Origin of the sequence: Cellulomonas denverensis (assembly GCF_012396125.1) — a bacterium.
GTDB classification, from domain to species: Bacteria; Actinomycetota; Actinomycetes; order Actinomycetales; family Cellulomonadaceae; genus Cellulomonas; species Cellulomonas denverensis.
Map to the genome: position 1 here is coordinate 1 of NZ_JAAXOX010000009.1, position 18,735 is coordinate 18,735.

Sequence of the window (18,735 nt, forward strand, 5' to 3'; positions counted from 1 at the left end):
AAGATCTTCGTGGTCGACTACCGGCGCGCGTTGCTGGACGAGATCCCGCCGGAGTACCTGGGGGCGTACCTCACCTCGCACGAGCTGGCCGCGGGTGGGGGACGGACGCGGGCCACGGGGGGAGGAGGGGCGCGGTACCGTGAGCACCATGTCCCACACGCCTTCCCGTCCGTTCGGCGCGGTGCTCACCGCGATGGTCACCCCGATGACCGAGGACGGGAAGCTCGACCTGGACGCGGCCGCCGCCCTGGCGACCCACCTGGTCGACCACGGGCACGACGGCCTGGTGCTGAACGGCACCACCGGTGAGTCGCCCACCACGCACGCGCCGGAGAAGGCCGAGCTGATCCGGGTCGTGGCCGACGCGGTCGGCGACCGGGCCAGCATCGTGGCGGGCGCCGGGTCCAACGACACGCTGCACGCGGTGCGGATGGCCGACCAGGCTGCCCAGGCCGGTGCGGACGGGCTGCTGGTCGTCTCGCCGTACTACTCCCGGCCCAGCCAGGAGGGCATCGTCCGGCACGTCACCGCCGTGGCCGACGCCACCGCCCTGCCGGTGATGCTCTACGACGTGCCCGGGCGCACCGGCGTCCGGCTGGCGCAGTCCACCCTGGACGCTCTGGCCGCGCACGACCGGGTGGTCGCCGTGAAGGACGCCACCGGCGACGTCTACTCCGCTGCGACCGCCGCCGCCCGCACCGGGCTGGCCTGGTACTCCGGCGACGACAGCCTGCTGCTGCCCTTCCTCGCGCACGGCGCGGCGGGCATCGTCAGCGTGGCCGGCCACGTGGTCGGCCCGCAGTTCGCCGCGATCGTCGCGGCGTTCGACGCGGGGGACCACGCCCGCGCCCTGCAGATCTTCCTGTCGATCGCACCGGCGATCGACGCGCTCAACGGCCAGGGGTTCCAGGCGGTGGCCGCCAAGGCTGCCGTCCAGGCCCTCGGCCTGATCCCGTCCCGACACCTGCGGTTGCCGTTGGTCGCCGCCTCCGACGCTGAGGCCGAGGCGGTGCGCACCGGGTTGCGCGCCGCGGGCATCGACGTGGACGCACCGGCACTCAGCCCGCAGCACTGACCAGGAGAAGCATGTCCCACCCGCACCCCGATCTGACCCCCCCGCCCGCACTCCCGAAGGGGGCTCTGCGGATCGTCGCCCTCGGTGGTCTCGGTGAGGTCGGCCGCAACATGGCCGTGCTGGAGTACGACGGCCGGCTGCTCATCATCGACTGCGGCGTCCTCTTCCCCGAGGACCACCAGCCCGGCGTCGACCTGATCCTGCCGGACTTCGAGTACATCAAGGACCGGATGCACCTGGTCGACGGGATCGTGCTCACCCACGGTCACGAGGACCACATCGGCGCGGTGCCCTACCTGCTGCGGCTGCGCTCGGACATCCCGCTGATCGGCTCGCAGCTGACCCTGGCGTTCGTCGAGGCGAAGCTCAAGGAGCACCGGATCACCCCGCTGACCCTGGCGGTCAAGGAGGGGCAGACCGAGCAGGTCGGCGCGTTCTCCTGCGAGTTCGTGGCGGTGAACCACTCGATCCCGGACGCGCTAGCCGTGGCGGTCACCACCGGCGCCGGCACCGTGCTGCACACCGGCGACTTCAAGATGGACCAGCTCCCGCTGGACGGCCGGATCACCGACCTGCGCGCGTTCGCCCGGCTGGGGGAGAAGGGCGTCGACCTGTTCATGGTCGACTCCACCAACGCCGAGGTGCCCGGCTTCGTCAGCCCGGAGCGGGAGATCGGCCCGGTGCTGGACGCGGTGTTCGCCGACTCCACCCGCCGGATCGTGGTGGCGTCCTTCGCCTCGCACGTGCACCGGGTGCAGCAGGTGCTGGACGCCGCCCACGCCCACGGGCGCAAGGTGGCGCTGGTCGGCCGCTCGATGGTGCGGAACATGACGATCGCCGCGGAGCTGGGCTACCTCAAGGTCCCGCCGGGCATCCTGGTGGACGCCAAGCGGATCGACGACGTGCGCGACGACGAGCTGGTGCTGATGTGCACCGGGTCCCAGGGTGAGCCGATGGCCGCGCTCAGCCGGATCGCGAACAACGACCACAAGATCTCGGTCGGCCCCGGCGACACGGTCATCCTGGCCAGCTCGCTGATCCCGGGCAACGAGAACGCCGTGTTCCGGGTGATCAACGGCCTGACCCGGCTGGGCGCCCGCGTGGTGCACTCCGGCAACGCGAAGGTGCACGTGTCCGGGCACGCCTCCGCCGGTGAGCTGCTGTACTGCTACAACATCCTGCGGCCGAAGAACGTCATGCCGGTGCACGGCGAGGTCCGGCACCTGGTGGCCAACGGAGCCCTGGCAGTGAAGTCCGGGGTGCCCGCCGACCGGGTGGTGCTGGCCGAGGACGGCGTGGTGGTGGACCTGGTCGACGGCAAGGCGTCGGTGGTCGGCGCGGTGCCCTGCGGCTACGTGTACGTGGACGGGTCCAGCGTCGGCTCGATCACCGAGGCCGAGCTCAAGGACCGCCGGATCCTGGGCGATGAGGGCTTCATCTCGATCTTCGCGGTGGTGTCGGCGTCGGACGGCACCGTGCTGGCCCCGCCGCAGATCCAGGCCCGCGGGTTCGCCGAGGACGACGCGGTGTTCCAGACCATCCTGCCGGAGGTGACCTCCGCGCTGGAGGAGGCGCTGCGCGGCGGCGCGGTGGACACCCACCAGCTGCAGCAGATCATCCGCCGGGTGGTGGGCCGCTGGGTCTCCAACCGGCTGCGCCGCCGGCCGATGATCCTGCCGGTGGTCGTCGAGGCCTGAGACACCACGAAGCCCCCGCCGGATCGGATCCGGCGGGGGCTTCGTCGTGGGCGGTGGGTCAGCCCATGGTGTTGACGATCAGCCCGATGTGGGTGAAGTAGTTCAGCGCCCCGAACAGCAGGAACGCCAGGCCGGCCAGGCCCCAGACCCAGCCGATCACCAGGTGCAGCCAGCGGCGCGGCTTGGCCAGCGCGACCGGGAACAGCACCGAGCCGATGCCGACCAGCACGTACAGGCCGGACATGAACACGGCCTCGACCATCGGGTAGTCGGCGAACTCACCGCTGATCGGCTCCTGCGGCGGGGCGGCGAACAGCTGGTAGCCCACTCCGGCGGCGGCGATGCCGAAGGCGGCCAGGCCCAGGCCGAGCACCAGCACCGACACCGGGCCGGCGGTGCGGCGGATCACGGTCAGCGGCTCGGGGCCGGCCAGCACTTCCCGGCCGCGCTTCCACAGCCAGAACGCCGCGGCCAGCAGCAGCACGCCGAAGGCCAGCGCCGGCTCACCGAAGATGATGTTGTCGAAGGGGAACCCGCCGGCGGCCAGCGGCCAGGTCAGCGTCATGTGCAGACCGGTGGTGGTCAGCAGGGTGCCGAGCACGCCGAAGGCGAGGGCCCAGCCCTCGACGGCGATCTCGGTGGGGCGGCGCAGGATGGCCCGCGCGAGTCCGACGACCAGCAGGAGACCCGCTCCGGCGGCCACGGACATGATCGTGTTGTACGTGGGCATCTGCGCCCAGTCGATCACCAGTGCATCGTTCATGTTTCAACTATCGCACGGGCTGCGCACACGTTCTGCACAGAACGGTGTCTGTCGCATCACGTCCTGCGCCGCTCAGGTCGAGGAACGCGGCGCCTCCCGGTACGTCCGGCCCCGGTGCGCCGCCAGTTCCTTGGCCTGGGCCCGCACCCGCGCGGTGACCGACCGGCCCCAGGGCCCCCAGGGCACGGTCAGCACCCGGAGCGTGGTGGCGGTGGCCTGGGGCCGCCAGGTGCCGACCGGGATCCCGTCCACCACCACCGCCCCCGGCCGGCCCAGCACCGGCCACAGCTCCTTGCGCCGGTCCGGGTCGGGCACCAGCAGCTCCCGGTCGCGCGCCTGCAGCAGCAGGTCGAACGGCCCGAGCAACCTCACCACCGGCTCCGGCCCCGGTTCGGCCGCCGCCAGCGCGTCCAGGTCGGCGGCCAGCACCCAGGCGGGTGAGGCCTCGTGGTTCTCGTCCACCACGATCACCTCGGCCGCATCCGCCGGCCACCGGCCCCGCACGTCCCGCACCGGCGCGTCCAGGTACCCGGCCACGTGCTCCGGGGTGGTCGGGCCGAGCAGGTGCACACACGCCCGGACCAGATCCAGCCGGGCGTGCGGGTCCTCCGGCCCGGCGACCGGCGGCGGCGACAGCACCGGGGTGGACAACGGCCAGTCCGGCACCCGGCGCAGCACCGGCGGGGAGGTGTCCGGGACCAGCTCCAGCCCGGCGTGCAGCGCGGCGATCCGGAACGGCTGCTCGTAGGTGTGGGTGGCCCCGCAGCTGCGGCACCAGCGCAGGTAGGGCTCGGGCAATGCGTCGCTGAGCGCCCGGGACAGCTCGCCCTTGCTCAGCGGCTCGACCACCAGGTCGCGCATCAGGCCGGCCACCCGGGTCAGGGCGTCGGTGGCCGGGATGCCCGCCTGCTTCAGCGGCCGGTTCGCGTCGAAGATCCGCTTGCCGGCGTCCGCCTCGGAGAACGGGCGCAGCGCGGCCTCCACCGCGGGCAGCTCGGTGCGGCGATAGGCGTGCGGGGCGCCGCGCACCGTCCAGGCCAGCGCCAGCTCGCGCTCCCAGTCGGCCGGATCGGCGGGGGAGGGCACGCCGCGGTTGGCCAGCGACCAGGTGTGCGCGGCCTGACCGGTCACCTGCACCCCCAGGTCGAGCACCGCCGCATCGGTCAGTGCGCGCTGCGGCCGGGGCTCACGGCCGAGCTGTTGGGCCCGGGCGCGGAACCGGAGCGCCTGTGCCCTGGTCACCGTCGTCATCGGCACACTCTGGCATGTCTCGACACGCCCCCGCGATCCCCCAGATGCCCGGTCGCGGGCGGCCCGGCGGCTACCGTGGGCGGTATGTCCCCGCGTGCGTCCACTCCCGCCACCCGTTCGACCGGTGGCGCCAAGGGTGCCGCCGCCAAGAACTCCACCAACCGTGGCCGGGGGAACGGTGCCTCGGCCGCCGGCCCCGCCGAACACCGCCCCGCACTGCCGGTGCGGATGATCCGCGGCACCTGGATGGGCATCGCGCACCTGGTCGGCGGCGGAGCCCGCCGGGTCGGCACCGGCGCCCGTGAACTCGACCCGGCGCTGCGCCGCGACGGGGCGGCCCTGTTCCTGCTGGCCCTCGCCGTGGTGGTCGCCGTCCGCGAGTGGTGGGGCCTGGACGGGATGGCCGCCGACGCGGTGCACGTGGTCGCGGCCGGTACCTTCGGCCGGGTCGCCGTCGCACTGCCGGTGGTGCTGGTCGGCATCGCGGTGCGGCTGATGCGGCACCCGGAACAGAACCAGGCCAACGGCCGGATCACCATCGGCCTGACCGCGATCACCCTGGCCGCCTGCGGTCTGGTGCACATCTCCGCCGATCTGCCGGCGCCGTCGGGTGGCTTCGAGGCGGTCCGGGACGCGGGCGGCATCATCGGTTACCTGGTCGGCGCGCCGCTGGTCGCCCTGATCACCGCCTGGGCCGCGGTGCCGGTGCTGATCCTGCTGGCGTTCTTCGGCGTGCTGGTGGTGACCGCGACCCCGGTGAACCAGATCGTGCCCAAGCTGCGCGGGGTCTACGACAAGCTGACCGGGAACCACCGCGAGGAGCCGGAGCCCGAGGACGAGGACGCCCCGCTGGTGATCAATGCCGGGCACACCGCGTTCGAGGAGGAGCCGGTCAAGGAGAAGCGCCGGCTGTTCGGCCGCCGGCGCAAGCACGACCCGGACGATGACGACACCCGCATCCTGGACGAGTACGAGGCGGACGAGGCCTTCGCCCGGGCCGCCGCCGTGGCCGCCGCGGAGGAGGACGACACCGAGGTCGTCGACCCCGAGCTGCACGAGCCGTCGCCCACCGCGCCGACCCAGGCCGTCACCACGGTCGCCGCCACCGTCCCGTCGGCATCCAAGGAGCTGACCGCCCCGCCCACCACCGGCGTCCCGGCCGGCGAGCAGCCGATGCTCGAGGGCGACGTGGTCTACATCCTGCCCACCGAGGACATGCTGGCGAAGGGCGCCCCGCACAAGGTCCGCTCCGCCGCCAACGACCGGGTGGTCGAGGCGCTCACCGGGGTGCTGGACCAGTTCGGCATCGACGCCAAGGTCACCGGCTTCACCCGTGGCCCGACGGTCACCCGGTACGAGGTCGAACTCGGCAAGGGCGTCAAGGTCGAGCGGGTCACCGCGCTCAGCAAGAACATCGCCTATGCGGTGGCCAGCGCCGACGTGCGCATCCTGTCGCCGATCCCCGGCAAGTCCGCGATCGGCATCGAGATCCCGAACACCGACCGCGAGACGGTCTCGCTCGGCGACGTGCTGCGCTCCAGCGTGGCCCGGCGCAGCGACCACCCGATGGTGATCGGTGTCGGCAAGGACGTCGAGGGCGGGTACGTCACCGCGAACCTGGCCAAGATGCCGCACATGCTGGTCGCCGGTGCCACCGGTGCCGGTAAGTCGAGCTTCGTGAACTCGATGATCGTGTCCATCCTGATGCGGTCCACCCCGGACCAGGTCCGGATGGTGCTGGTCGACCCCAAGCGGGTCGAGCTGACGATCTACGAGGGCATCCCGCACCTGATCACCCCGATCATCACCAACCCCAAGAAGGCCGCCGAGGCCCTGGAGTGGGTGGTCCGGGAGATGGAGGCGCGCTACGACGACCTCGCGATGTTCGGCTACAAGCACATCGACGACTTCAACGCCGCGGTCCGGGCCGGGAAGGTCAAGCCGCTGCCCGGGTCGGAGCGCAAGATCGCGACCTACCCGTACCTGCTGGTGATCGTCGACGAGCTCGCCGACCTGATGATGGTCGCCCCCCGGGACGTCGAGGCCTCGATCCAGCGGATCACCCAGCTCGCCCGTGCGGCCGGCATCCACCTGGTGCTGGCCACCCAGCGGCCCTCGGTGGACGTGGTCACCGGTCTGATCAAGGCCAACGTGCCGTCCCGGCTCGCCTTCGCCACGTCCTCGCTGACCGACTCCCGGGTGGTCCTGGACCAGCCCGGTGCGGAGAAGCTGATCGGCCAGGGTGACGCGCTGTTCCTGCCGATGGGCGCCGCCAAGCCGATGCGGACCCAGGGCGCCTGGGTGGCCGAGTCGGAGATCCACGCCGTCGTCGAGCACGTCAAGAAGCAGCTCAAGCCGGTCTACCGCGAGGACGTCGCCGTCGTCGCCGCCAAGAAGCAGGTGGACGAGGACATCGGCGACGACCTGGACCTGCTGCTGCAGGCCGCCGAACTGGTGGTGACCAGCCAGTTCGGGTCGACCTCCATGCTCCAGCGCAAGCTGCGGGTCGGCTTCGCCAAGGCCGGCCGGCTGATGGACCTGCTGGAGTCGCGGGAGATCGTCGGCCCCTCCGAGGGCTCCAAGGCGCGCGAGGTGCTGGTCCAGCCCGACGACCTGCCGGGCACCCTGGCGATGCTCCGCGGCGAGGACGCCCCCGCCCCCGCCGACGACCGCTACGCCGCACCCGCCGGGCAGCTGCCCGGTGAGCCGCCGGAGGCCGTGGACTACTACGACGACGCGGACGACCTGCGCTGAACCGGGACCCCGCGCGCGGCACGTACCCTGGTCCGGTGGTGGACCACCGACCTCCCGTGCTCAATGTCGCGAACGTGTTGACGGTGCTGCGCATCGTCGTGGTGCCGTTCTTCGCCTGGGCGCTGCTCATCGACGGCGGCGAGTCGATCACCTGGCGGCTGGTCGCCACCGGGCTGTTCCTGCTGGCCGCGGTCACCGACCAGGTCGACGGGCACCTGGCCCGGCGGATGGACCTGGTCACCGACCTGGGCAAACTGCTCGACCCGATCGCGGACAAACTGCTGGTCGGCGCCGCCCTGGTGCTGCTGGCCGTCCTGGGCGAGCTGCCCTGGTGGGTGCCCGCCGTGATCCTGGCCCGCGAGCTCGGCATCACCGTGATGCGGTTCTTCCTGCTCAAGTACCTGGTGCTGCCCGCCTCGCGCGGCGGCAAGATCAAGACCGTGCTGCAGATCGCCGCACTGACCCTGTTCCTGCTGCCGCTGAACCACCTACCCGGCGCGGTCACCGTGGTCGCCTGGGTCCTGATGATCGCCGCCGTGCTGGTGACCGTGATCAGCGGCGCCGACTACGTCCGCACCGCGATCCGGGTGGCCGGCGACCACCGGCGCGGGGCGACCGGCCCGCAATCGCTGACCCGGCACGCCGCGGCCACCGGCACCACCCCGCCGGACCCGGCCACGGACTGACCGGACCGACCCAGGGGGAACGATGACCGACGACCACCCGTCCACCGCGCTGGCCGCCGACCTGCTCGACGCCCTCGCCGGACGGCAGCGCACCCTCGCCGTCGCCGAGTCGCTGACCGGCGGCCTGGTGGCCGCGACCCTGGTCGACGTCCCCGGCGCCTCCCGGGTGCTCCGCGGCGCCGTGGTCGCCTACGCCACCGAGCTCAAGCACCAGCTGCTGGACGTCGACGCCGGCCTGCTGGCCGCCCACGGCCCGGTGCACCCCGACGTCGCCGCCCAGATGGCCCGCGGTGTCCGCCGCCGGCTGGGCGCCGACGTCGGACTGGCCACCACCGGGGTGGCCGGCCCCGACCCGCAGGACGGGCAGGTACCCGGCACCGTGTTCGTCGCGGTGTCCACCGAGGCCGGCGAGCGGGTGCAGGAGCTGGCGATCGAGGGGGAGCGGGCCGAGGTCCGCGCCGTCAGCCGGGACGCGGTGCTGGCCCTCGGGCTGGCCGTCGCCCGGGAGTGATTGCGCGCGCCGCGGGCCGGGCTGCGGCCGGGCCGGGCGGCGGGGGGATCGGTGTGGGCCGGGCCGGGCGGCGGGGGATCGGTGCCGGCCGATGTGCGCACCGGGTGAACGTGCGGTGGCAGGACCGGGAGCATCGGCCCGCGGGGAACACGGAGCACCCCCGGCGCGTTGTGCCCATCGTGATAAACACCCGGCCATCCACCCGTCGTGACACTGCCGCAGTCGGTGGTGCCCTGTACGGTGGGAGCCTGCCCCAGCGGGGCCACCAGGGAGCCGCACTCCGGAACCGTCCGACCCGACCGGGTCGCCCGGCCCCGGCGGTGCGGCAGGATGAACGAGGAGAGAGAGGGGGACACCAGATGATCGTGTTGCGTCGTGAGATCGGTGACGTACTGCGGGATGCCCGCCAGCGGCAGGGTCGCACCCTGCGTGAGGTGTCCTCCGCCGCGCGCGTGTCGCTGGGTTACCTCAGCGAGGTCGAGCGTGGCCAGAAGGAAGCGTCCTCGGAGCTGCTCGCCAGCATCTGTGATGCGCTGGACACCCCGATGTCGCTCGTCCTGCGTGAGGTCAGCGACCGGATCGCCGTCGCCGAGGGTCTGCTGATCCCCGACACCGTGCCAGCCGACCTCACCACCTGGGACGGCCCGGAGGGCACCTGGGGGCGGCGACGCCCCGAGCTCGCCCCGATCGGCTGAGTTCCCACCGGAAGTCCACCACGGGCCCGGAACGCCACGGCGTTCCGGGCCCGTGGTGCGTCCGGGGGCGGAGACCTGCGGCGGTTCGGTCCTCAGTGCCCGTCCGGTCCCGCCTGGCAGCGTGGGCACCAGAACACCGGGCGCTCCTGCGGTGGCCGGCGGGCGGTGCCGCGCCGGATCGGGGTGCCACAGCGGCGGCAGGGCTCCCCGCGCCGGCCGTGCACCCAGCTGCCCCGGCCGCGGGTGACGTCGCCGGTGCTGGTCGGCAGCGGGGTGAGCACCGAGCGCTGCATCAGGGCCCGGGCGATCCGGATCAGCCGCGCCGGGTCCGGCACCCGGTCGGCGGGGGTCCACGGCCACAGGTGCTCCAGGAACTGGGACTCCGCCATGTAGATGGTGCCGATCCCGGCGAGCACGGTCTGGTCGAGCAGCACCTCGCACACCGGCGTACTGCCCTGTTGCTCCCAGCGCCGCAGGATCTCCGGCAGTCCGGCGGACTCGAAGTCGTCGGCCAGGACGTCCGGGCCGAGGTGGCCGATCAGGGTGTGTTCGCGGCTGGTCGGCAGCACGTCGAGCATCCCGAGCAGTTCACCGACCGCGGTCCAGTCCTGGTTGGCCAGCACGGCGCGCACCGCCGGTGACCCGGCCTTCGCCCCCGGTGACCCGGTGCGGGCGATCCGCCAGGACCCGTCCATCCGCAGGTGGGTGTGCAGGGTCCGGCCGTCGTCGAACCGGGTGAGCAGGTGCTTGCCGTAGGGCACGGTGCCGAGCACGGTGCGGCCGATCAGGTCGACGGTGGCGGCGGTCGGCCAGCGCAGGTCGGCCCGGACCAGCTCCCGGCCCGCCAGCGCCTCGTCCAGCCGGGTGGCGGTGCGGCGCAGGATGTCGCCCTCAGGCATCGGCGGTCACCGCGCCCCGCGCAGCCGCAGCCCGCGCGGGGTGGGCACGAAGCCGGCGTCCGCCAGTGCCCGGGTCAGCGGGGTCGGCTCCGATCCGGCGGCGACCAGCAGGTCCACGCCGTCGGCGCGGACCAGGGTGATCCGGCCGAGTCGTTCCTCCCGCACCGCGTCGGCCAGCCGCGCGGTGGCCAGGCGCAGGTCGTCGGGCCGGTCGGTGAAGGTGAGCACGGTGCGCCCGCCCTTCTCCAGGTAGAGCACCAGGGCGCCGTCCACCAGCACCACCACGGCACCCGACTTGCGGCCGGGCCGGTGACCGGTGGCGTCCTGCGCCCAGCCGGGGGACGGCGGCCAGGCCAGGGCGGCACCGTAGGGGTTCGCCGGGTCGGTGGCGGCCAGCAGCACCACCGAGCGGTCGGCGTCTGCGGGGTCGCCGGACTCGGCCAACTGCTCGATCCGGCGGGCCTCGCCGCGCAGCTCGTCCACCGCACCGGGCAACGCGAACTGCGAGCCGCCCAGGTGTTCGGTGAAGTACCCGCGCCGCACCTGCCCGGACTGTTCGAGCGCCGACAGCACCCGGTACACCCCGGCGAACTGCCGGGTCACGCCCTCCGCCGGTGCCACTGCCCGGGTCAGCACCCCGTGCCGGTCCAGCAGCTGCGCGGCGAGCGCGTGCGCCCGGCGGGTCGGATCGGTCTCCGGGCGGGGCAGCAGCGACCACCGGCCCCCGGCATCCGGGCCGGTGACCGCGGGCCGGGGCGGGCGCATCCCCCCGCGCAGGCCGAGCGCCCCGCCGTAGCGGCCACCGGCCATCGACCGGGCGCGCGGTGGGGCGGCGGGGGTGCGGTGGGCGGTCCGGCCCGCACCGAGCCGGGCGCGCAGCGGGGCCAGGCCGTCGTTGGTCGCCAGCCCGGCCCAGACCAGGTCCCAGACCGCGTCGGTGAGCGCGCTGCTGCTCGGTGGCGGGGCCCCGTCGTCCAGCAGGTCCACCACCCGATCGGCCAACGCGCCGAGGAAGTACGCGCCACCCCCGGAGAGCGCCGCGAGCACCGCCCGGTGCAGGTCGGTGTCCACCGTGCCGGGCAGTTCCTCGGGCGGCAGCGGCAGGGTGAGGTCGGCGGTCGCGGCCAGGTGCAGGCTGACCAGCCCGTCCTTGCCGGGCAGGGTGCCGTGACCGGCCCACAGCACCTCGCCGGAGGCGGTCAGCTCGTCCAGCATCGCCGGCCGGTAGTCCCGGACCCGGGCCGGCAGCACCAGTTGTTCCAGCGCGGAGGCGGGAAGCACGGCGCCGGCCAACTGCTCCACCGCACGGGCCACGCCGTCGACCCCGCGCAGTCCGGCGCCGGCCGGTCCGGCTGCCAGGCCGGTCGCGTGCTGCCAGGCCGGCAGGAACCGGGCCAGTGCCTGCTGCGGGACCGGCTCCACCTCCGAGCGCAGCGCGGCCAACGACCGGCGCCGCAGCGTCCGCAGCACGTCGGCGTCGCAGTACTCGTCACCGGTGCCGCCCAGGGCGTCGGGGCGGAGCCGGCCCTGCACCACGGCCCCGGTGCGTTCCAGTCCGCGCAGCCCGGCCTGGACCACGGCGGTGCCCAGCCCGAACCGGGCCCCGGCCTGGGCGGCGGTGAACGGGCCGTGCGTGCGGGCGTGCCGGCGCAGCAGGTCGCCGAGCGGGTCGGGCAGCACCTCGGTGAACGCCTCCGGCACCCCGACCGGCAGCGCCACCCCGAGCGCGTCGCGCAGTCGCCCGGCGTCCTCGATCGCCGCCCACTGATCGGCCTCCGCGACGCCGGACATCCGGACCCGGATCAGCCGTCGCCGGTGCTCCAGCTCGGTCAGCCAGTCCGGCACCTGGTCGCGGACGTCCTCCCGGGTGCGGGCCAGCACGCCGGACAGCGGCAGCGGGCCGTGCCGGCGCACCACGTCGGCCAGCCCTTCCAGGTCGCGGGCCTGCCGGTCGGGGTGCACGCCGGAGACCTCGGCCTCGGTGCGCTCCACCGCCTCCGGGTCCAGCAGGTCGGCGATCGCCGCGTCGCCGCCACCGCCGAGCAGTTCCTCCAGCAGCGCCGGGTCCAGGGTCAGGGCGGCGGCGCGGCGTTCGGCCAGCGGGGCGTCACCGTCGTACAGGAACTGCGCGGTGTACCCGAACAGCAGGGACTGGGCGAAGGGGGACGGCCGGCTGGTGGTGACCTCCACCACCCGGATCCGCCCGGCCTGCACGTCCCGCATGATCTCGACCAGCGCGTCCACGTCGAAGTCGTCCTGCAGGCACTCGCGGACCGCCTCCAGCAGGATCGGGAAATCCGGGTAGCGCGAGGCGACCGCGAGCAACTGGGCCGAGCGCTGGCGCTGCTGCCACAGCGGCTGGCGGCGGTCCGGTCGGCGACGGGGCAGCAGCAGCGCCCGGGCGGCGGCCTCGCGGAACCGGGCGCCGAACATCGCCGAGCCGCCCAGTTCGGTGCGCACCGCGGTGGCGACCTCATCCGGCTCGATCAGCAGGTCCTCGGTGGTGACCGGCGACTCGTCGGCGCCCGGGTCGGCCGGTCCGGTGCCCAGGAGGTCGTCCAGGAAGTCGCCCGAGGCGATCATGTCCGGCAGCCGCAGCACGATCCCGTCGTCGGCGTGCATCGCGGCGGCGTCCACCCCGAAGCGTTCCCGCAACCGCGCGCCGACCACCAGCGCCCACGGCGCGTGCACCCGGGCGCCGTAGGGCGAGTGCACCACCACCCGCCAGTCGCCGAGCTCGTCCCGGAACCGCTCCACCACGATCGTGGCGTCGCTGGGCAGCGCTCCGGTCGACTCCTGCTGTTCGCGCAGGTAGGCCAGCAGGTTGTCCCCGGCCCAGGTGTCCAGCCCTGCCGCGGCGACCCGCTCCCGTGCCTGCTCGGCGGGCAGCGCGGCGACCTCCCGCGACCAGGCACCCATCGCCCGGCCCAGGGTGGCGGGCCGGCCCTGGGAGTCGCCCTTCCAGAACGGCAGCCGGCCCGGCAGCCCGGGCGCCGGGGTGACCAGGACCCGGTCGGGGGTGATGTCCTCGATCCGCCAGGTGCTCGACCCGAGGGTGAAGGTGTCGCCGACCCGCGATTCGTAGACCATCTCCTCGTCGAGCTCGCCGACCCGCTTGCCACCGCGTAGCTGCCCGCCGGTGCGCTCGGCATCCACCGGGACGTCGGCGGTCTGCGCGCCGGAGGCCAGGAACACGCCGTACAGCCCGCGGTCCGGGATGGTCCCGCCGCTGGTCACCGCCAGCCGCAGCGCCCGCGGCCGGGCGGTGAGCAGATCCGCCGCCCGGTCCCAGACGATCCGCGGCCGCAGCTCGGCGAACTCCTCGGAGGGGTACCGCCCGGCCAGCATGTCCAGCACCGCGCGCAGCGTCCCCTCGCCCAGGGTGGCGAACGGCGCGGCCCGGCGCAGCACCACGGCCAGGTCGGCCACCGGCCAGTCCTCGGTGGCGACCATCGCGACGATCTGCTGGGCCAGCACGTCCAGCGGGTTCGCCGGGATCGACACCGGCTCGATCAGCCCGGCGCGCATCCGCTCGGAGGTGACCGCCGCCGGCACCAGGTCGCCGCGGAACGCCGGGAAGACCACCCCGTGCGAGACGGCGCCGACCTGGTGCCCGGCACGCCCGATCCGCTGCAGGCCACTGGCCGCCGACGGTGGCGCGCCGACCTGCACCACCAGGTCCACCGCGCCCATGTCGATCCCGAGCTCCAGCGAACTGGTCGCCACCACCGCGGGCAGCCGGCCCGCCTTGAGCTCCGACTCGGTGCGGGTGCGCTCGGCCCGGCTCATCGACCCGTGATGCGCCCGGGCCAGGATCGTCTCCGCCTCCCGGGTGTCGATGCCGGCCGTCGTACCGGACTGACCCGGGGCCTGTGCCGGCTGCAACCCGCCGTGATCGGGCACGTCCTCGCCCTGCCGGGCGGCCCAGATCTCGTTCATCCGGGCGGTCAGCCGCTCGGCGCCGCGCCGGGAGTTGGTGAAGACCAGCGTCGAGCGGTGCGCGGCGACCAGGTCGACCACCCGCTCCTCGACATGCGGCCAGATCGAGGGCCGGCTCACCGCGCCACCCGGGCCGGCGGCCTGCCCGGTCAGGTCCCGCTCGCCGTCGGGCAGAGGCTCCAGCCGGTCCGCACCCGGTCCCGCGCTACCGAGGTCCGGGGCGGAGGCCAGATCGGCCAGGTCCGGCACCGGCACCACGACGTCGACCTCGATCACCTTGCTGGACGGCGGCTGCACCACGACCACCTCCCGGCCACCGTCCGCCGGGGTCCGGGCGCCGGAGAGGAAACCGGCCACCCGGTCCACCGGGGTGACGGTCGCGGACAGTCCGACCCGCTGCGCCGGACCCGGGCCGCCCGGCCGGTCGAGCATGGCGTCCAGCCGCTCCAGCGACGCCGCCAGGTGTGCCCCGCGCTTGGTGCCGGCCACGGCGTGGATCTCGTCGATGATCACGGTCCGTACGCCGGACAGCCCCGACCGCGCGGCCGAGGTCAGCACCAGGAACAGCGACTCCGGTGTGGTGATCAGGATGTCCGGCGGCTTGGTGGCGAACGCACGGCGCTCGGCCGGGGGCGTATCACCGGTGCGGACGCCGACCCGCACGTCGGGCAGCTCCAGGCCGCGGCGGGTGGCGGCCTGCAGGATGCCGACCAGCGGCGAGCGCAGGTTCCGCTCCACGTCGGTGGCCAGCGCTTTCAAGGGGGAGACGTACAGGACGTGGCAGCGCTGCATCGGGTCGTCGTCACCCGGCGGCGGGGTGGCGTCGTCCGCGGAGCCGAGCGGCCAGGTGGCGGGGTCGGCGACCTCGGGGCGGCCGGCCGCACGGCCACTCAGGATGCCGTCCAGCGCCCAGAGGAATGCGGCCAGCGTCTTGCCCGAACCGGTCGGGGCGACCACCAGCGCGTGCCGCCCGGTGGACACCGCGTCCCACGCCCCGGCCTGCGCGGCGGTCGGCCCCTCGAACGCGCCGTGGAACCAGTCCTGGGTGGCCGGGGAGAAGCGTCGCAGCACGTCATCGGGTGCGGGGCGCTGGTCGTCGGTCACCGGGCCATTGTGGCGCGGGGGTCCGACATCCGCGTCGCGGGCGTGCGGGTGGCCGGACCGGTGGCCGGAGCGACCGCCGGTGTCGGCCCGCCGTGGCAGGGTGTGCGGGTGCGGTATCGCGAGTTCTGGCAGTTGGTGGACGAGGTGTTCGGGAGTGCGCACGGGCGGTCGCTGGTGCGCGAGCTCGTGCTGCCCCGGCTCGGTGGCGTGACCGCCGAGCAGGCGATGGACCAGGGCGTCGAACCACGGGACATCTGGCACGCGCTCTGCGACGAGCTCGACGTGCCGGACGCGCAGCGCTGGGGGACCGACAAGCACCGGCAGGCCCCGCCCCGGCGGTGACGCGGAGCCGATCCGGCGCACGACCTGGCGCCTGGTGACCGTCGCGGAGCCGCGGACCCCGCGTCGTGGCAGGCTGGACGCCATGACCCGCCGCTGGTGGACGATCACGCTGAGCGACCTCGGCGACGTGCTGCTCGGTCTGGTGATCTCCGCCATCGGCCTCGGCGCCGGGATCGCCCTGGTGGACGGCGTGAGCGCGAGCAACCCCGGATCGGTGCTGGTGGTCGCCGCCGCCGTCGCGGTCGGTGACCTGGTGCTGCGGCCCTCGCTGCGGGTACTGGCCCGGATCGGTGGCGCGATGGGGGCACTGCTGGCCGGGCTGAGCGCGCAGGTGCTGGTCGCCTGGCTGGCGCTGTGGGCGGTGCCCGGCGTGCAGGTCCGCAACGGCTGGTCCGCGGTGGCCGTCCTGGTGGTCGCCGCCGTGGTGATGGCGATCGGCCGCTGGATCTGGGGCGCCTCCGACTCGGACTACGTGGTCGGCGACGTGCTGCGGCGCGCCCGGTCACGGGCCCGGCGGGCGGGCGAGGGCGGCACGGTCGAGGACGGCGCGCCCCGGCCCGCGGGGCTGCTGGTGGTGCAGCTCGACGGGGTGGCCGCCCCGGTGCTGGAGCAGGCGGTGGACGCCGGCCTGGTGCCCACCATGACCCGCTGGGTGACCGCCGGCACGCACCGCCCGGACCGCTGGTGGGCCCGGATCCCGTCCACCACCCCGGCCAGTCAGGCGGGCATCCTGCACGGTGCCGCCGACCGGATCTGCTCCTTCCGCTGGTGGGACCGCGACGTGGGCCGCCTGGTGGTCACCAACCACCCGGACGACGCCGCGATGGTCGAGCACCGGCTCAGCGACGGGCGCGGGCTGCTGGCCGGCGGGGGAGCAGCGGTGGCCACCATGTTCTCCGGCGATGCGGCCCGGCAGTTCCTGGTGATGAGCCAGGCCCGGCGGGGAATCGGCCCCGGTGCCCCGTACCTGCGGTTCTTCGCCAGCCCGTTCGTGCTGGCCCGCGCCGTCACGCTGACCCTGGGCGAGGTGATCAAGGAGCTGTACCAGGGCCGCCGCCAACGGCTGCGCGACGTGCGGCCCCGGGTGCCCCGGCGCGGCTGGTACGTGCTGCTGCGCGGGGTGACCAACGTGCTGCTGCGCGACCTGGCCACCGCGCTGACCGCCGAACAGCTGGTGCGCGGCGTGCCGGTGCTCTACCTGTCCCTGGTGGACTACGACGAGGTCGCCCACCACGCCGGCCCCACCCGCCCGGAGTCGCTGCGCTCGCTGGAGGGCCTGGACCGGGTGCTGGGCACGCTGGAGCGGGTGTGCGAGGTCGCCCCGCGGGACTACCGGATCGTGGTGCTCTCCGACCATGGCCAGACCCTCGGCCCGACCTTCGAGCAGGTGACCGGGCGCACGCTGCCCGACCTGGTGCACCGGCTGATGGCGGAGCCCGGGCTGGACACGGTGCAGGCCGCCGGTGACGAGGAGTGGGGGCCGCTGAACGCCTTCCTCGCCTCGGTGCGGCCGCGCGGGGAGGACCGCTCCGTGGTGCTCGGGCCGCAGGGCAAGGGACGCTCCGGCGACCGGCGGGCCGACAGCAGCCGCCCCGCCGGGGTGCGGACCGGCAGCGCACCGCCCGACGTCGCGGTCACCGGGTCCGGCAACCTCGGGATGGTCTGGTTCCCGCGGGTCGACCACCGGCTCACCCTGGAGGAGATCGACGCCCGCTGGCCCGGCCTGGTCGGCGGGCTGGCGGCCGCCCCCGGCATCGCCGTGGTCCTGGTCGACACCGCGGCCCGGGGGCTGGCGGCGGTGGGACCGGCGGGCATCGCCTGGCTGGAGGGCGACCGGGTGGTGGAGGGCACCGATCCGCTGGCGCCATTCGGGCCGCATGCCGCACCGGACCTGGCGCGGCTGGGCCGGCTCGGGAACGTCGGCGACCTGGTGCTGCTGTCCGAGCTCACCGCGGACGGGTGGGTGCACGCCTTCGAGGGCCAGGTCGGGTCGCACGGCGGGATCGGCGGGCCGCAGAACTCCGCCGTGCTGGTGCACCCGCGCGAGTTGGCGCTGGACCCGGAGCTGATCGACCCGGAGGCCGGCATCCTGGTCGGTGCCGACGCGGTGCACCGCCAGCTGGTGCAGTGGGCCCGCGAACTGGGGCTGCGGGACGGGGTGGACGAGGACGCGGAGGCCACTCGATGACCGGCCTGACCGTGCGCTGGCTCGGCCACGCCACCGTGGTGCTCGACCTGGCCGGCGCGCGCCTGCTCACCGACCCGCTGCTGCGCCCGCACGCCGGGCTGCTCCGGCGCCGCGCCGCCCCGCCCCGTCCCGACGACTGGGCGGGCACCGATGCGGTGCTGATCTCGCACCTGCACCACGACCACGCCGAGCTCGGCTCGCTCCGGCTGCTCGGCGACGTCCCGGTGCTGTCGGCGCCGGCGAACGCGCACTGGCTGGCCGCCCACGGGATGCCCGGCGCGCACGGACTGGGGCCGGAGGAGTGGTGGCAGGTGCCCGGCACACCGGTGCGGGTGCGCCCGGTCGCCGCGGAGCACGGGCACCGGCCCATGCCGCACCGCCCGAACGCGGCGAACGGGTTCCTGGTGGCGGCCCCGGGGGTGCGGGTGTGGTTCGCCGGGGACACCGGCCCGTTCCCGGCGATGCGCGACCTGCCCGACCTGGCCGGCGGGCCGATCGACCTGGCGCTGGTGCCGGTGGGTGGCTGGGGGCCCCGGCTGTCCGGCGGGCACCTGGACCCGGTGCAGGCCGCTCGGGTCTGCGCGCTGGTCGGGGCGCGGCACGCGGTGCCGATCCACTGGGGGACGCTGCACGCGCCGGCGTCCCGACGGCTGCCGCCGGGGTGGATGGAGCGCGGTGGGCCGGCCTTCGGTGCGGCGCTGGCGCGGGAAGGGCTGAGCGGCAGCGTGCTGGAGCCCGGCGAGCGGCTCACGTTGCCGACACGCGGGGCCACGGAGCCGATTTCCGCCCCGTGACCTGGGACGACACGCCAGGTTCCCGGGTGAGAGTCCA

At 74.6% G+C, this 18,735-nt stretch carries 13 protein-coding genes; 9 read left to right on the forward strand and 4 right to left on the reverse strand.

Annotation, left to right across the window (positions count from 1 at the left end):
• Nucleotides 1–148: 148 nt before the first annotated feature.
• Nucleotides 149–1,075, forward strand: a complete 927-nt coding sequence (gene dapA / locus HGA03_RS14050; RefSeq protein WP_168630923.1) for a 4-hydroxy-tetrahydrodipicolinate synthase — start codon at nucleotides 149–151, stop codon at nucleotides 1,073–1,075.
• 11 nt (nucleotides 1,076–1,086) lie between these two features.
• Nucleotides 1,087–2,772, forward strand: a complete 1,686-nt coding sequence (locus HGA03_RS14055) for a ribonuclease J (protein WP_168630924.1) — start codon at nucleotides 1,087–1,089, stop codon at nucleotides 2,770–2,772.
• Between the two features lie 58 nt (nucleotides 2,773–2,830).
• Here HGA03_RS14055 and HGA03_RS14060 read toward each other — a convergent pair whose 3' ends face one another.
• A complete protein-coding gene (locus HGA03_RS14060; RefSeq protein ID WP_168630925.1) occupies nucleotides 2,831–3,535 on the reverse strand; it encodes a DUF981 family protein in 705 nt (234 codons plus the stop codon).
• A gap of 72 nt (nucleotides 3,536–3,607) precedes the next feature.
• On the reverse strand, nucleotides 3,608–4,786 hold the full coding sequence (locus HGA03_RS14065; RefSeq protein WP_168630926.1) for a DNA glycosylase AlkZ-like family protein: 1,179 nt from the start codon (nucleotides 4,784–4,786) through the stop codon (nucleotides 3,608–3,610).
• An 84-nt stretch (nucleotides 4,787–4,870) separates the two neighbouring features.
• Here HGA03_RS14065 and HGA03_RS14070 point away from each other — a divergent pair, with 84 nt between their 5' ends.
• The 4 genes from HGA03_RS14070 to HGA03_RS14085 all read left to right on the forward strand — a co-directional run bounded on the left by HGA03_RS14070 (nucleotide 4,871) and on the right by HGA03_RS14085 (nucleotide 9,432).
• On the forward strand, nucleotides 4,871–7,540 hold the full coding sequence (locus tag HGA03_RS14070) for an FtsK/SpoIIIE family DNA translocase (RefSeq protein ID WP_168630927.1): 2,670 nt from the start codon (nucleotides 4,871–4,873) through the stop codon (nucleotides 7,538–7,540).
• Nucleotides 7,541–7,575: 35 nt separating this feature from the next.
• Nucleotides 7,576–8,226: a CDP-diacylglycerol--glycerol-3-phosphate 3-phosphatidyltransferase gene (gene pgsA, locus HGA03_RS14075; protein ID WP_168630928.1), complete on the forward strand. Its 651-nt coding sequence runs from the start codon at nucleotides 7,576–7,578 to the stop codon at nucleotides 8,224–8,226.
• Nucleotides 8,227–8,248: 22 nt separating this feature from the next.
• Nucleotides 8,249–8,737 (forward strand): CinA family protein, encoded by a 489-nt coding sequence (locus HGA03_RS14080; RefSeq protein ID WP_168630929.1) that lies wholly within the window; start codon nucleotides 8,249–8,251, stop codon nucleotides 8,735–8,737.
• Between the two features lie 359 nt (nucleotides 8,738–9,096).
• Complete coding sequence (locus HGA03_RS14085; protein ID WP_168630930.1) at nucleotides 9,097–9,432, forward strand: helix-turn-helix domain-containing protein; 336 nt, start codon at nucleotides 9,097–9,099, stop codon at nucleotides 9,430–9,432.
• 92 nt (nucleotides 9,433–9,524) lie between these two features.
• Here HGA03_RS14085 and HGA03_RS14090 read toward each other — a convergent pair whose 3' ends face one another.
• Nucleotides 9,525–10,331 carry an Fpg/Nei family DNA glycosylase gene (locus tag HGA03_RS14090; protein ID WP_168630931.1) on the reverse strand — a complete coding sequence of 269 codons (807 nt, stop codon included), beginning with the start codon at nucleotides 10,329–10,331 and terminating at the stop codon, nucleotides 9,525–9,527.
• Nucleotides 10,332–10,337: 6 nt separating this feature from the next.
• Nucleotides 10,338–15,374, reverse strand: a complete 5,037-nt coding sequence (locus HGA03_RS14095) for an ATP-dependent helicase (RefSeq protein ID WP_168630932.1) — start codon at nucleotides 15,372–15,374, stop codon at nucleotides 10,338–10,340.
• Between the two features lie 108 nt (nucleotides 15,375–15,482).
• Between HGA03_RS14095 and HGA03_RS19090 the strand changes: the two genes are divergently transcribed.
• From HGA03_RS19090 to HGA03_RS14110, 3 genes are all read left to right on the forward strand, one after another.
• Nucleotides 15,483–15,716 carry a DUF3046 domain-containing protein gene (locus tag HGA03_RS19090; protein WP_168630933.1) on the forward strand — a complete coding sequence of 78 codons (234 nt, stop codon included), beginning with the start codon at nucleotides 15,483–15,485 and terminating at the stop codon, nucleotides 15,714–15,716.
• Between the two features lie 82 nt (nucleotides 15,717–15,798).
• Nucleotides 15,799–17,904 (forward strand): alkaline phosphatase family protein, encoded by a 2,106-nt coding sequence (locus HGA03_RS14105; RefSeq protein ID WP_168630934.1) that lies wholly within the window; start codon nucleotides 15,799–15,801, stop codon nucleotides 17,902–17,904.
• On the forward strand, nucleotides 17,901–18,698 hold the full coding sequence (locus tag HGA03_RS14110; RefSeq protein WP_168630935.1) for an MBL fold metallo-hydrolase: 798 nt from the start codon (nucleotides 17,901–17,903) through the stop codon (nucleotides 18,696–18,698). Before HGA03_RS14105 ends, HGA03_RS14110 begins: the two co-directional genes overlap by 4 nt.
• The last annotated feature ends 37 nt before the right edge of the window (nucleotides 18,699–18,735 follow it).

Excerpts from the sequence above, each read along its gene's own strand:
- dapA (WP_168630923.1), top strand. The coding sequence starts at position 149 with ATGTCCCACACGCCTTCCCGTCCGTTCGGCGCGGTGCTCACCGCGATG.
- HGA03_RS14055 (WP_168630924.1), top strand. The coding sequence starts at position 1,087 with ATGTCCCACCCGCACCCCGATCTGACCCCCCCGCCCGCACTCCCGAAG.
- HGA03_RS14060 (WP_168630925.1), bottom strand. The coding sequence starts at position 3,535 with ATGAACGATGCACTGGTGATCGACTGGGCGCAGATGCCCACGTACAAC.
- HGA03_RS14065 (WP_168630926.1), bottom strand. The coding sequence starts at position 4,786 with ATGACGACGGTGACCAGGGCACAGGCGCTCCGGTTCCGCGCCCGGGCC.
- HGA03_RS14070 (WP_168630927.1), top strand. The coding sequence starts at position 4,871 with ATGTCCCCGCGTGCGTCCACTCCCGCCACCCGTTCGACCGGTGGCGCC.
- HGA03_RS14080 (WP_168630929.1), top strand. The coding sequence starts at position 8,249 with ATGACCGACGACCACCCGTCCACCGCGCTGGCCGCCGACCTGCTCGAC.
- HGA03_RS14085 (WP_168630930.1), top strand. The coding sequence starts at position 9,097 with ATGATCGTGTTGCGTCGTGAGATCGGTGACGTACTGCGGGATGCCCGC.
- HGA03_RS14090 (WP_168630931.1), bottom strand. The coding sequence starts at position 10,331 with ATGCCTGAGGGCGACATCCTGCGCCGCACCGCCACCCGGCTGGACGAG.
- HGA03_RS14105 (WP_168630934.1), top strand. The coding sequence starts at position 15,799 with ATGACCCGCCGCTGGTGGACGATCACGCTGAGCGACCTCGGCGACGTG.
- HGA03_RS14110 (WP_168630935.1), top strand. The coding sequence starts at position 17,901 with ATGACCGGCCTGACCGTGCGCTGGCTCGGCCACGCCACCGTGGTGCTC.